This window comes from Anaerosporobacter mobilis DSM 15930 (assembly GCF_900142955.1).
Taxonomy (GTDB): Bacteria; Bacillota; Clostridia; order Lachnospirales; family Lachnospiraceae; genus Anaerosporobacter; species Anaerosporobacter mobilis.
In genome coordinates this window covers 353,535-367,675 of record NZ_FRCP01000005.1, presented here as the reverse complement: position 1 = coordinate 367,675, position 14,141 = coordinate 353,535, and the positions used below count along the sequence as shown (strand labels likewise).

Here is a 14,141-nt window from a genome sequence, read left to right as displayed (position 1 = left end):
ATGAAAGTTCTTTTTATGGGAACTCCTGATTTCGCAGTATCTACGTTGGATAGTATTATCAAAGCGGGACATGAAGTTGTTGGAGTAGTTACACAACCAGATAAACCAAAAGGTAGAGGAAAAGCTGTTTTGTATACACCTGTGAAGGAAAAGGCTTTAGAGCACAATATTCCAGTGTATCAACCAGTTAAAGTAAGAGAAGAAAGTGTCATTGAGGAATTACGACAATTAAAGCCAGATATCGGAGTTGTTGCTGCCTTCGGTCAAATCTTGCCTCAAACATTATTAGATATGCCAACCTTTGGCTGTGTGTGTGTTCATGGTTCATTACTACCCAAATATCGTGGTGCAGCACCAATTCAATGGGCTGTTATTGATGGTGAGGCTGTTTCAGGTATTACAATCATGCAGATGGATGCTGGAATTGATACAGGGGATATGATTAGTAAAGTTGAAGTGCCAATTGATAAAGAAGAAACTTATGGTAGTCTTCATGACAAACTTGCTGTCGCTGGAGCAGAGTTATTGGTAGAAACATTAGAAATGTTTGAAAAAGGAACGGTAACACGTGAGAAGCAAGATGATTCAAAGTCAAATTATGCGGTTAGACTTACGAAGGAATTAGGAAAGATTGACTTTAGCAAATCAGCTGTTGAGTTAGAACGCTTGATTCGAGGATTAAATCCATGGCCAAGCGCATATACTGCCTTAAATGGTAAGACCTTAAAAGTATGGAAGGCCGATGTTATAGAGAAGCAGTATGATGGAGATTTAGGTGAAATCGTTGACGTAACAAAAGATTCTATCTGCGTGAAAACAGCAGATGGAGCGTTAGCTCTTAAGGAAATTCAACTAGAAGGAAAGAAACGTATGGATGTCGCTTCTTTCTTACGTGGTGTTACAGTTGAAAAAGGCGAGAAACTCGGTTAGAAAGAGTTAGTCTCTTAAGATAATAGAAAGGAGCTTTTATTATGGCATTATTTTATGGTTATAGATATTATTTTGATCCGACTTATATTTTGGTAATTATAGGTGTAATAATCAGTTTGCTAGCATCTGCTAAGGTTAAATCAACATTTGCTAAATATTCTAATGTACGAAGTATGTCAGGTCTTACGGGTGCACAGGCAGCAGAGAGAATTCTTCGCAATGCTGGTATCTTTGATGTATCTGTTCAAAGGATTAGTGGACATTTAACGGACCATTATGATCCTAAGAATAAAGTACTTCGTTTGTCTGATAGTGTGTTTGGTAATACTTCAGTGTCTGCCATTGGTGTAGCAGCGCATGAATGTGGACATGCGATTCAACATAACAAAGAGTACGCACCACTTAAGATTCGTACAGCACTTGTTCCGGTTGCAAACTTTGGTGCAACGTTATCTTGGCCCCTTATTTTAATTGGGGTATTGTTTAGTTGGTCCCAGACATTAATTACATTAGGAATTGTTCTATTCTGTGCAGCAGTTTTATTTCAGATAGTAACACTGCCTGTGGAATTCAATGCTTCTAATCGTGCAGTTAAGATTCTTGCTAGCACTGGAATATTATCAGATAGAGAAGTTTCACAAACGAAGCAAGTACTTGGTGCTGCAGCGCTTACTTATGTTGCGGCAGCAGCGGCATCGATTTTACAATTACTTCGTTTAATTATATTATTTGGAGGAAACAGAAATCGTGACTAAAGAAATGAATCTGAGAGAACTAGCACTCGCGATCCTGATGGAAGTTACTCAGAATGGTGAATTTAGTAATAAAGTGCTTAACCAGACTTTATCAAAATATCAATATCTAGCGAAGCAAGATAGAGCGTTTCTATCGAGATTAACCGAAGGTACAATAGAGCGAATGATTGAGATGGATTATATTATTAATCAGTACTCGAATGTGAAGGTTAATAAGTTAAAACCAGTAATTCGTAATATTTTACGTTTAGGTGTATACCAAATCAAATATATGGACCAAGTACCTGTGAGTGCAGCATGTAATGAGTCGGTTAAACTGGCAATGAAAAAAGGATTTCATAACCTCAAGGGTTTTGTGAATGGTGTTCTTAGAACAATTAGTAGAGAGGTTGAAAATATCGCCTATCCTAGTAAAATTGCACAGCCGATTTCTTATCTCAGTGTTGTTTACTCAATGCCGGAATGGATTATTCGTAATTGGTTAGAAGAGTTTTCGTTTGAAACGATAGAGAAGATGTTGCAATGTTCATTAACAGAACGAGAGACAACAATTCGTTGCAATACGAATAAAACTACAACAGATGAATTAAGAAAAGGTCTAATGAGTCAAGGAGTACTTGTTGGTGATGGAGCTTATGTGGAAGAAGCCTTACGTATCTCTGAATATGATTCGGTTCAAAGGTTATATGGTTTTACGAATGGTTTATTCCAAGTTCAAGATGAAAGTTCTATGATGGTGGCACATGCAGCTGGAATCAAAAAGGACGACCTTATTATAGATGTGTGTGCAGCACCAGGGGGAAAGAGCTTGCATGTGGCTCAACTATTAGAAGGAACGGGAAGCGTTATTGCATGTGATTTAACAGAGTATAAAGTAGATTTAATTAAGCAAAATGTGGAACGTTTGGGATATACGAATGTAGAACCAAGAGTACAAGATGCATTAGAATTAGATGATACATTAATTGATAAAGCAGATGTCGTAATAGCTGATTTACCTTGTTCTGGACTTGGGGTAATTGGCAAGAAAAACGATATCAAATACAATGTTACACCTGAAAAACAAAAGGATCTTGCTCAGTTACAAAGGAATATTTTACATGTTGTACAGCATTATGTGAAAAAGGGTGGAACTTTAGTATATAGTACTTGTACAGTAAATAGGGAAGAAAATCTTAGTAATGTTGAGTGGTTTGTAGACAGGTATGACTTTGAGTTAGAATCATTGAGAGCATATTTACCTGAGAGATTCGTTAAGCGAGAAGGTAAAGAAAGTACCATTGACAAAGGGTATATTAATTTTATACCGGGTATCTACAATACGGACGGCTTTTTCTTAGCGAGATTAGTTAAGAAGTAATTAAGTTTGTATGTAGTTGGATTAGATGACTATGAATGAATCAGGAGGTGATAACATAATATGGATAAGCGTGATTTAAAATCCATGAATTTTGAACAAGTTAAAGCAGTGATGGAAGAACTTGGTGAGAAAGCATTTCGTGCGAAGCAGATCTACGAATGGATGCATACGAAATTAATTGATAGTTTTGATGAAATGACGAATCTGTCCAAGGCATTACGGGATAAATTATCGGAGAATTTTGAATTAACCTCCTTGCGTGTGGTAGATAAGAGGGAGTCAGCAAAAGATGGAACTTGTAAATTCCTTTTTGAACTTTCGGATAACCGAGTAATCGAAAGTGTGCTGATGAAATACAAACATGGGAATTCAGTTTGTATCTCCTCGCAAGTAGGGTGTAGAATGGGATGCCGTTTTTGCGCATCTACACTTGGTGGACTTGAGAGAAACTTAACTCCTGCAGAGATGCTAGATCAAATCTATAAGATTCAGAAGATGTCTGGAGAACGAGTTTCCAATGTAGTACTTATGGGCACAGGGGAACCTCTTGATAACTATGATAACGTTCTACAGTTCATTCAATTATTAACAGATGAGAACGGGCTTAACATTAGCCAAAGAAACATTACAGTTTCCACATGTGGTCTGGTAAATCGAATTAGAGATCTTGCCAATGAAGAGTTACAGATAACGTTAGCCATATCTCTTCATGCTCCCAATGACAAGATTCGTAAAGAGATTATGCCGATTGCTAATAAATATACAATCAATGAAATTATTGATGCAGTTACATTCTACTATAATAAAACTGGTAGGCGTATCTCCTTTGAATATAGCTTAGTAGAAGGTGTGAATGATAGTGAAGAAAATGCGAAGGAATTAATTCATGTTGTGAGGGGACTAAATTGTCATGTTAACTTAATTCCAGTAAACCCAATTAAGGAGAGGGATTTCAAGCAAACACAGATGCAGTTTGTTCAAAATTTCAAAAATATACTTGAAAAAAATCGAATTAATGTTACTATTAGAAGAGAAATGGGCTCAGATATTGATGCAGCCTGTGGACAGCTCAGAAAAAGTTACATGGATGAGCATACTACTTAATAAGGAGGTAACGCCATGGAATCATTTTCTATTACAGATATCGGTGTAAAACGTAAGATGAATCAAGACTTTGTTTTTTGTGAACAAAATCAAGTTGGCAACCTTCCCAATTTGTTTATAGTTGCTGACGGCATGGGAGGACATAAAGCGGGGGATTTTGCATCTAGATTCAGTGTAGAGAAAGTCGTTGAATATATACGAAGTAGTAAATTAACATCACCTATTCGGATTTTTGAGGAAGCCATTAAGAATACGAATATGCTACTTTTGAATGAGGCAAAAGAAAATCCGAATTTGGAAGGTATGGGAACAACGTTTGTTATTGCAACAATCATGGAGGATATTTTGTACGTTGGAAATATTGGTGATTCTCGTTTGTATCTAATACATGATGATATTAAGCAAATCACTAGAGATCATTCTCTTGTAGAAGAGATGATTAAGAATGGTGAATTAACCAAGAGTGAAGCAAGATTTCATCCGAATAAGAATATTATCACTAGAGCACTTGGTGCTAGTGGTGAAGCAATACCTGATTTCTTTGAAGTTTCTTTAAAGAATGAGGATATAATACTTATGTGTTCTGACGGTTTATCTAATATGATTGATGATACAGAGATTTTTGAGACTGTATCCTCTAGAAGAGACAAAATTAAGAGTGCAGTCAGAGCTTTAATTGAGAAAGCAAACGAGTATGGTGGCAAAGATAATATAACAGCAATTGTTGTGAAACCGTGATAATTCAGAATACTCGAGAAGGACTTACTTTATCGAGTTAGCCAGTGACAAAATACGTTATGTTTAATTTATTATATCCAGTTTTGAATAAACTGGTTAACTGAAAAGTTACGTAAAACCATAATAGAGAGGTGAGAAAATGATTAAACCAGGAATATTTATTAGCGACAGATATGAAATAATTGAAAAAGTTGGTACAGGAGGAATGGCTGATGTTTATAAAGCAAAATGCCATCGCTTAAACCGTAATGTCGCAATAAAAGTCTTAAAACCTGAATATAGTGATGATCAAACATTTGTCTCAAAATTTAGAGGCGAAGCACAGTCTGCTGCAGGATTATCCCATCCTAATATCGTTAATGTATATGATGTAGGTGATGATGGAAATCTACATTATATTGTAATGGAATTGGTAGAAGGTATTACACTTAAGAGTTTTATTGAAAGAAAAGGAAAACTTGAGATAAAAGAAGCTGTTGGTATTGCAATTCAGATCGCACAAGGTATGGAAGCAGCTCATGCGAATCATATTATCCATAGGGACATAAAGCCACAGAACATAATCATATCTAGGGAAGGAAAAGTCAAAGTAACTGATTTTGGTATTGCCAAAGCTGCATCGTCGAATACGATTACTTCGAATGCCATGGGATCTGTACATTACATCTCGCCAGAGCAAGCGAGAGGTGGTTATAGTGATGAAAAGAGTGATATCTATTCTTTAGGTGTTACTTTATATGAGATGTTAATTGGTAAAGTTCCGTTTGAAGGTGACAATGCTGTATCCGTAGCATTGCTTCACATTCAAGGAGAAGCTACACCTTTGAGACAACTCGATCCGACAATTCCACCAAGCTTAGATAAAATTGTACAGAAATGTATGCAAAAGAAGCCAGAACGCCGTTATCTTAGTGCTTCTGAATTTATTCAAGACTTAAAACGTTCCTTAGCAAATCCGAATGGTGAATTTGTTAAGATGGCACCAGTTGGAGTTACAGATTCTCCAACCATTAATCTTACCCCGGAACAAGTAGGTGAAATCAGAGAAGCTTCTGGTTATACTGGTGAAGGAAATGGAACTCGTAATAATCCAGGTGGTTATAATGAGATGGATGATAAAAATCAATTGTATGAATCAGATGATGAGGATTTAGATGAGGATAAAGATGTTGATCCAAAGTTAGAAAAATTCATCATAGCAGGTTCTATTACCGTAGCAATTGTTCTTGGTATCGTAATCATTGCTATAGTAGGCAAAGGTTTTGGCTTGTTCAAATTCGGTCACGGAAGTAAAGATAATAATATTCAGAATGAAACTACGCTCCCAGAAGATGAAACAACTGATGATACAGAGCAAACTGAAGATACTGCAAACAAAACAACTGTTCCAGATGTAGCAGGTAAGTCATTAGAAGAAGCAATTGATTTATTAAAGAAAGCAGAATTGAGCTCTAGAAACGAAGAAAAACCATCAGATGTTGTTCCTGAAAATTATGTAATTGAACAAAGCATTGTAGCTGGTGAAGAAGTTGATAAGAATACAGTGGTTGTGCTTACAGTAAGTACAGGTGTGGAATCTAATCAATTACGCGATGTAACAGGACTTACTGTTGACCAAGCAGATACCATCCTTAAGAATGATCAAGAACTTAAAGTTGTGCATGAGTATGAATACAACGATACTATAGAAGAAAACCTTGTAATTCGTACGTCACCAAAAGCAGGAACTGATGTGAAAAAGGGTGATACAATAACGGTTTATGTAAGTAAAGGAAAAGAAACAAAATACGTGAAAGTACCTGATTTACGTAATTATACTCAATCACAAGCAGAAGATATACTGAAATCAAAAGGTCTTGTAAAGGGTAAAGTTAGTACTGCTAACTCAGATAACTATGCACAAGGTGTTGTTATGGATCAATCGTATTCTCCTGATACAGAAGTGGAAGAAGGTACTAAGATTGACTTTACAGTAAGCCTTGGACCAAAAGTAGAAGAAGTAACATACATCTATACGGCAAGTGCAACAATGGATTCAAGTCCGTTTGCTGATGATATGGAAGATGGTGTAATCTCTATGGATATCTATTATGATAATTCAGATGAAGTTATTATGGATGCTTATAAGCAAACATTATCCTCAGCAGATTTCCCTAAAACTGTTACACTTCAAGGTACGCAAGAAGGTAGTGCAACGGTAGTCTTCTATCTTGACGGAGAGGAATTCGGTAGTACCAATGTAAGATTCAAGAAGGTAGCTAAATAATGCAGGGAAAGATTATTAAAGGAATAGCAGGTTTTTATTATATTCATGTATCCCAGAAAGGGATATATGAGTGTAAGGCGAAAGGAATCTTTCGTAATCAAAAGATTAAACCACTTGTTGGTGACAATGTAGAGATTGAAGTATTAGATGAAGAGAAGAAGCTAGGCAATATCATATCGATATTGCCTAGACAAAATGAACTGATAAGGCCGGCTGTAGCCAATGTAGATCAAGCACTTGTTATCTTTGCTGCTGCTGACCCAAATCCTAATTTGAACTTACTAGATCGTTTCTTAATTATGATGAGTAAACAAGAAGTGGAAACCTATGTATGTTTTAACAAACAAGATATCGTTACTGCTATAGAGCAGAAATTATTAGAAGAAACATATCGTTTAGGTGGTTATCATGTAATCTTTACTAGTGCTTTACAAGGCGAAGGATTACAACAAATTAAGGACATTGTCAAAAGTAAAACTACAGTTCTTGCAGGACCTTCTGGTGTTGGTAAATCCTCAATTATCAATTCTTTAATTCCTACGGCCCAGATGGAAGTAGGCAGTATTAGTGAGAAGATTAAGAGAGGTAAACATACAACAAGGCATTCGGAATTATTTGCGATTGATGACGATTCTTTCATATTTGATACACCTGGATTTAGTTCTTTATATATTGATAATTTTGAAAAGGAAGAATTGAAATCATATTTTCCTGAGTTCCTTCCATATGAAGAGTATTGTAGATTCCAAGGGTGTGCTCATATTAATGAGCCACAATGTGGTGTGAAACAAGCCTTAGAGGAAGGTAAAATAAGCAAAACCAGATATGAAAACTATCTATTATTATACAATGAATTAAAAGACAAGAAGAAATATTAGGGTAAACAGTCCCGGTAAAAGAAGCTAGTGTGATGAATCAAAATTTTCACATGTAACTTTGTGCCTACGGCCCAAAGTATGCAGGCTTTGAGAAAGGCATGGTTAGTTATGAACAAATTATCACCGTCGATTCTTGCGGCTGATTTTTCTAAATTAGGCGAAGAAGTAAAAAAAATAGATCAAGCGGGAGCAGAATACCTTCATATTGATGTCATGGATGGCATGTTTGTACCAAGCATATCTTTTGGTATACCGGTTATTAAGTCACTACGGAAAAAGACAAGTCGTGTTTTTGATGTACATTTGATGATTGAAGATCCGGATCGGTATATCAGGGATTTTGCAGATGCTGGAGCAGATATTATTACCGTTCATTATGAAGCATGTAAACATCTCCATAGAACGATTCAGCAGATTAAAGAATGTGGAAAGAAGGTTTGCGTTGCACTAAACCCAGCCACACCTGTAGAAGTTCTTGAATATGTTCTCGATGATCTTGACATGGTATTAATAATGAGTGTAAATCCTGGATTTGGTGGACAGAAGTTCATTCCATTTACTTTGGAAAAATTAAGAAAGCTTCGTCACTTTATTAGTGATAGGGGTATGGATATTGATATAGAAGTTGATGGAGGAGTAAATCTTGACAATGTAGAAGACATTATTAAGGCGGGTGCCAATATTATTGTTGCTGGTACAGCAGTTTTTTCTGGCGATAAGGCTAATAATGTAAAGCTGTTTTATGATAAGATGAAATAGAGTGGTAAAGTAGGTGTAAAGATGAATGTAATAATCATTACGGGAGGATTCGTGGATGCCACTTTTGCTAAAGCATACCTTGAAGCGGAGAGCTTTGATATGGTAATAGCGGCTGATCGAGGAGTGGAGACAGCGAAGTTGTTGAATATTCCAATTGACTATATCCTTGGTGATTTTGATTCTTTAGAACCATCGATACTAGTAGAAATAAAAAATCAATTAGCAAATGACGATTCTGGATTGATATTAAAAGAATTTCCTCCAGAAAAAGATTACACAGATACACATCTTGCTATTGTTACGGCGATTGAATCAGGTGCTACTAAAGTAACCATACTAGGAGCAACTGGAACAAGACTTGACCATGTAATGGCGAATGTGAATCTATTATCGTTATGTTTAAATCATGGTATAGAAGCAAGGATCGTTGATGTTCATAATCAAATCTATGTCATCGACGCTGATAAGCATCTTAAAAAAGATAAGATACATGGTAAATATGTGTCTCTTATTCCTTATACAGATTGTGTTACTGGAGTAACATTAATTGGTTTTAAATATCCCTTGTATGATATGACAATGACTAAAGGGAATAGTCTAGGTATAAGTAATGAGCTTCTTGAAGAGGAAGGAGTTATCAAACTAGACAAAGGAATTCTTATTGTAATTGAATCAAGAGACTAAGTTTATATAACAAGTCTTTTCTACTGGAGATTTTAGTATGGAATAATTCCTCAGGAATACAGAAAATGGCTTGATAGTTAATAAGTATAGAATATGATTAAGTGATAGAAAAGGAGACACAAATGAAATTAGGAATTGTAGGATTACCAAACGTAGGGAAGAGTACATTGTTTAACTCATTAACAAAAGCAGGAGCAGAATCAGCAAATTATCCATTCTGTACGATTGATCCAAACGTAGGTATTGTACCTGTACCAGATGAGAGATTGAATGTTCTTTCTAAAATGTATAATTCTAAAAGTGTTCTTCCAGCAGTTGTTGAATTTGTTGACATTGCAGGGTTGGTAAAAGGTGCTTCCAAAGGAGAAGGTTTAGGAAACCAATTCTTATCTAATATTCGTGAAGTTGATGCGATTGTACATGTTGTTCGTTGTTTTGAAGATGGCAATGTAATCCACGTTGATGGTAATGTTGATCCTCTACGTGACATCGAGACGATTAATCTTGAATTGATCTTTTCAGATATCGAAGTACTTGAAAGAAGATTTTCAAGAGCCTCCAAAGGAGCTAAGAATGATAAGGCACTTGCTAAAGAAGTGGAATTAATCAAGCGATTAAAAGAGTTCTTAGAAGAAGGAAGACTTGCAAAAGGTTTTGAATCAGACGATGACGAAGAAATCGAATTGATTAAGTCCTATAACTTATTAACATATAAACCAGTTATCTATGCGGCTAATGTTAATGAAGATGATCTTGCTACGGATGGTGCAGATAATGCAATGGTAACAAAGGTTAGAGAATTCGCGAAGAACGAAAGTTCTGAAGTTTTCGTTATCTGTGCACAAATTGAACAAGAAATTGCTGAACTTGATGAAGAGGAAAAGAAAGAATTTTTAGAAGATTTAGGTTTAAAAGAGTCAGGACTGGAAAAACTAATTCATGCAAGTTATGAAATCTTAGGTTTAATCAGTTATCTAACAGCAGGTGAACAAGAGACAAGAGCTTGGACGATTACGAAAGGAACAAAAGCTCCGGGTGCTGCGGGTAAGATTCATACAGACTTTGAAAGAGGATTCATTCGTGCAGAAATCGTTAGTTATGATAACCTTGTAGCTTGTGGTAGTTATAATGCAGCAAAAGAAAAAGGTCTTGTACGTTCAGAAGGTAAAGAATATGTTGTTCAAGATGGAGATGTAGTATTATTCCGTTTCAACGTATAGGATAATAATATAAATGTAACTAAAGATAATAGTATTAAAGTAGAATAAATGTCGCTTAAGTAACATCTATCTTACTTTGAATATAATTTAGTTTTGCAATAGAAGGGGATGGTAGAATGCTATTAGGTGCAAGTATACGATTTCCTAAGCTTGGTATAGAGATAGAAAACTTAGGGACTGGAATTGATTTTTTTGGTATTCAGATTGCGTATTATGGTATAATAATCGCGATAGGGATGTTAGTGGGCTACTTGTTGGTGGAGTGGCAAGCAAAGAGAACAGGTCAGAATAAAGAGATGTATCTTGACTTTGCATTATATGCAATTGTTATCTCAGTCATCGGGGCGAGACTTTATTATGTAGTTTTTGCATTTGATGAATTCAAAGATAATCTATGGAGTGTGTTCAATCTACGTGGTGGTGGATTAGCAATCTACGGCGGAATTATAGCTGGTGTTCTTACAGCGGTTGTATTCTCTAAAGTAAAGAAAGTATCTTTTGCTTTACTCGCCGATACCAGTTGTGTAGGTTTGTTAATTGGACAAATTATTGGTAGATGGGGCAATTTCTTTAATAGAGAAGCTTTCGGTGGATTTAGCGACGGACTTTTGGCTATGCAGATAAAAAAATCGGAAGTAGCAGCTTCGAATATTAGTGCAGAACTTATGAATCATATTGCTGTAGTTGATGGGGTTGAATATATTCAAGTCCATCCAACCTTCTTATACGAATCTCTATGGAATTTAGCGTTGTTGATTCTTATATTATTATATACGAATCACAAAAAGTTTAACGGAGAACTTACATTGATTTATGCGCTCGGTTATGGAATTGGACGTGCGTGGATTGAATCATTACGTACGGATCAACTACTATTATGGGGAACTAATCTTCCTGTTTCAGAGTTGTTATCTATAGTGGTAGCTATAGTTGCAGCGTGTTTATTGATATACAAACATGTTATGATTTACAGGCAAAAGAAAAAAGAGATCTAAAAATAGGACTAAAGACTTGTATTGATAAAAAATCAATATATTGTATTCTTAAGAAAAAATTAATAAATATACACAATATATTGTAAAATTTTAAAGGCGACAAATTATGATACCATAATTTGTCGCCTTTTTGTTTACAGAAAGGCTTGATAAAATCTTGAAAATGTTATAAAATTACACTACAAGTGGTGCAAAGTGGTGTAAAGTGGTACGAAGTGGTGAGAAAGTGGTTAAATAATTCATCAAGTGGTAAAAGAATCAAAAGTACCATGTATACCAAATTCATTTTGGGGTAGTCAACCTAGCACGAAAGCAGGTGTGTCATATGTTTATGGGTGAACATAATCATACAGTCGATGCCAAAGGCAGAGTAATTATTCCCGCCAAATTTAGAGAAGAACTGGGAGATGAGTTTGTTCTAACTCTTGGACTTGATGGGTGTTTATTTGTTTACCCAAATGACGAGTGGATTAGCTTTGTAAATGAATTAAAAGGACTTCCTGGAAGTAAAGAAGCAAGACAATTGCAACGTTACTTTATGGCTGGAGCTGCTGGGTGTGAGGTGGACAAGCAAGGAAGATTTTTGATACCACAAAAATTACGTGAACATGCAGGACTTGACAAGGAATTAGTATTAGTCGGTGTGCTTAATAAGATAGAGATTTGGAGTAAAGAACGCTGGGAAAGTAACAATACATATGAAAATATGGATGAAATTGCAGAACACATGTCAGAGTTTGGTTTGAGTTTTTAGTCGCTGGGAAAGTTTCAAGTGGCTATTAATAGTAAAGTAGATCTCGAATACACAATTGACAGTAGGATATACTAAAGAAGATGGAATATACAACATCAGCGATGGAGGTCAAGAAATGGAATTTAAACATAAGTCGGTATTATTAGATGAGACAATTGATGGCCTTAATATTAAGCCAGACGGCATCTATGTTGATGGAACACTAGGTGGCGGTGGACATGCATATGAAGTATGTAAACGCCTTGGTGAACAAGGAAGATTTATTGGAATCGATCAAGATGAGGCTGCCATTGGAGCTGCAACAATGAGATTGAATGAATTTTCAGATAAAGTAACAATTGTAAGAAATAATTATTGTAATATGCGTCAAGTGTTGCAGGAATTAGGTGTTGAAAAGGTGGATGGAATCGTTCTCGATTTGGGAGTTTCCTCATATCAATTAGATACGGCCGAGAGAGGATTTACGTATCGTGAGAATGCTCCTCTTGATATGCGAATGGATCAAAGAAAAGAACAAACCGCAAAGGATATTGTCAATAACTATAGTGAATTTGATTTATATCGGATTATTCGTGACTACGGAGAAGACAAGTTTGCAAAAAACATTGCAAAACACATTGTAAGAGCGAGAGAAGAAAAGACTATAGAGACAACCGATGAGTTAACGGAAGTAATTAAGGCAGCAATCCCTATGAAAGTAAGAATGAATACAGGGCATCCTGCTAAGAAAACTTTTCAAGCTATAAGAATTGAGTTGAACAAGGAACTTGAAGTATTGAATGATACTTTGAATGATATGATTGAATTATTAAACCCAGAGGGAAGAATATGTATTATAACATTCCATTCTTTGGAGGATCGAATTGTTAAAAGCATCTTCCGTAATAATGAAAATCCTTGTACATGCCCTCCGAACTTTCCTATTTGTGCATGTGGTAAGAAACCAAAGGGAAAAGTTATAACAAGAAAACCAATTATTCCATCAGATGAGGAAATAGAAGAGAATAAGAGATCAAAAAGTTCTAAATTAAGGGTATTTGAGAAAATATAATAGCGATATAGGCGAAGGGACTACAAAGTAAGCCATCGACTAATATTACTATATTAAGTCTGGGAAGGAGAATGGACGATGGCACGACAACAAGTTAGAAAAAATCGTAACGTGCAATATAAGGACTATCAAAGAGAAAACTACGTTGATGGAGCCACTGCAAGAAAATTGCAGGCTGTCCCAGATTACGCAGACAATCGTGATTACGATGATGATTATGACTATGCGGAAGAAGAAAGAAGAAGAAAGCAGACATATCAGGAAAGAAAGCGTAGAGAAAGAGCTGCGAGTCGCAGAAGAGAAAAAACGAGGACAATGGATGGAATATCACTAATTGTACTTGTAGCAGCGATGGCAGTTACGTTTTATGTATGTCTTCAATATATTAGAGTACACACGGATATTACGGCGTTAAGTAAAAGCATAGCAGTAAAAGAGAGCCAAGTGGTAACGATGAAGAAGGATAATAATGCTGCTTTAGAAGAGATTTCAAGAACGTTTGATTTGAGTTATGTTTATAAGATTGCTACGAAAGAACTAGGAATGGTATTTCCTGATGCAAATCAAGTAATTAAATATGAGAGTAGAAAAAGTGATTATGTTAAACAGTTCGAAGAAATTCCAAGTGAAGAAGATGCTAAGTAGGT

General features: G+C 35.7%; 14 protein-coding genes. All 14 read left to right on the top strand.

Features of this window, described 5'->3' with window-relative positions; genetic code table 11:
• Entirely contained in the window at window positions 1-930 is a 930-nt protein-coding gene (fmt, locus tag BUB90_RS01590; RefSeq protein WP_073282047.1) for a methionyl-tRNA formyltransferase, read from the top strand.
• Window positions 931-971: 41 nt separating this feature from the next.
• Window positions 972-1,685, top strand: coding sequence for a zinc metallopeptidase (locus tag BUB90_RS01585; protein ID WP_073282045.1), 714 nt, complete (start codon window positions 972-974; stop codon window positions 1,683-1,685).
• Entirely contained in the window at window positions 1,678-3,045 is a 1,368-nt protein-coding gene (gene rsmB / locus BUB90_RS01580) for a 16S rRNA (cytosine(967)-C(5))-methyltransferase RsmB (RefSeq protein ID WP_073282043.1), read from the top strand. The genes BUB90_RS01585 and rsmB overlap by 8 nt, the downstream gene beginning before the upstream one ends.
• 60 nt (window positions 3,046-3,105) lie before the next feature.
• On the top strand, window positions 3,106-4,149 hold the full coding sequence (gene rlmN, locus BUB90_RS01575) for a 23S rRNA (adenine(2503)-C(2))-methyltransferase RlmN (protein ID WP_073282041.1): 1,044 nt from the start codon (window positions 3,106-3,108) through the stop codon (window positions 4,147-4,149).
• A gap of 15 nt (window positions 4,150-4,164) precedes the next feature.
• The gene (locus BUB90_RS01570) at window positions 4,165-4,887 is read left to right on the top strand and encodes a Stp1/IreP family PP2C-type Ser/Thr phosphatase (protein ID WP_073282039.1); all 723 of its coding nucleotides are present in this window, start codon (window positions 4,165-4,167) and stop codon (window positions 4,885-4,887) included.
• A gap of 139 nt (window positions 4,888-5,026) precedes the next feature.
• A complete protein-coding gene (gene pknB, locus BUB90_RS01565) occupies window positions 5,027-7,153 on the top strand; it encodes a Stk1 family PASTA domain-containing Ser/Thr kinase (RefSeq protein WP_073282037.1) in 2,127 nt (708 codons plus the stop codon).
• Complete coding sequence (gene rsgA / locus BUB90_RS01560; protein WP_073282035.1) at window positions 7,153-8,031, top strand: ribosome small subunit-dependent GTPase A; 879 nt, start codon at window positions 7,153-7,155, stop codon at window positions 8,029-8,031. Before pknB ends, rsgA begins: the two co-directional genes overlap by 1 nt.
• A 108-nt stretch (window positions 8,032-8,139) precedes the next feature.
• A complete protein-coding gene (rpe, locus tag BUB90_RS01555; RefSeq protein WP_073282033.1) occupies window positions 8,140-8,790 on the top strand; it encodes a ribulose-phosphate 3-epimerase in 651 nt (216 codons plus the stop codon).
• A 21-nt stretch (window positions 8,791-8,811) separates the two neighbouring features.
• Window positions 8,812-9,474: a thiamine diphosphokinase gene (locus tag BUB90_RS01550; protein WP_073282031.1), complete on the top strand. Its 663-nt coding sequence runs from the start codon at window positions 8,812-8,814 to the stop codon at window positions 9,472-9,474.
• 122 nt (window positions 9,475-9,596) lie between these two features.
• Complete coding sequence (gene ychF, locus BUB90_RS01545) at window positions 9,597-10,694, top strand: redox-regulated ATPase YchF (RefSeq protein ID WP_073282029.1); 1,098 nt, start codon at window positions 9,597-9,599, stop codon at window positions 10,692-10,694.
• A 116-nt stretch (window positions 10,695-10,810) separates the two neighbouring features.
• On the top strand, window positions 10,811-11,689 hold the full coding sequence (lgt, locus tag BUB90_RS01540; RefSeq protein ID WP_073282027.1) for a prolipoprotein diacylglyceryl transferase: 879 nt from the start codon (window positions 10,811-10,813) through the stop codon (window positions 11,687-11,689).
• Between the two features lie 325 nt (window positions 11,690-12,014).
• Window positions 12,015-12,443: a division/cell wall cluster transcriptional repressor MraZ gene (mraZ, locus tag BUB90_RS01535; RefSeq protein ID WP_073282025.1), complete on the top strand. Its 429-nt coding sequence runs from the start codon at window positions 12,015-12,017 to the stop codon at window positions 12,441-12,443.
• 115 nt (window positions 12,444-12,558) lie between these two features.
• A complete protein-coding gene (gene rsmH, locus BUB90_RS01530; protein WP_073282023.1) occupies window positions 12,559-13,494 on the top strand; it encodes a 16S rRNA (cytosine(1402)-N(4))-methyltransferase RsmH in 936 nt (311 codons plus the stop codon).
• A gap of 78 nt (window positions 13,495-13,572) precedes the next feature.
• Window positions 13,573-14,139, top strand: coding sequence for a septum formation initiator family protein (locus BUB90_RS01525; RefSeq protein WP_073282021.1), 567 nt, complete (start codon window positions 13,573-13,575; stop codon window positions 14,137-14,139).
• Window positions 14,140-14,141 lie beyond the last annotated feature (2 nt).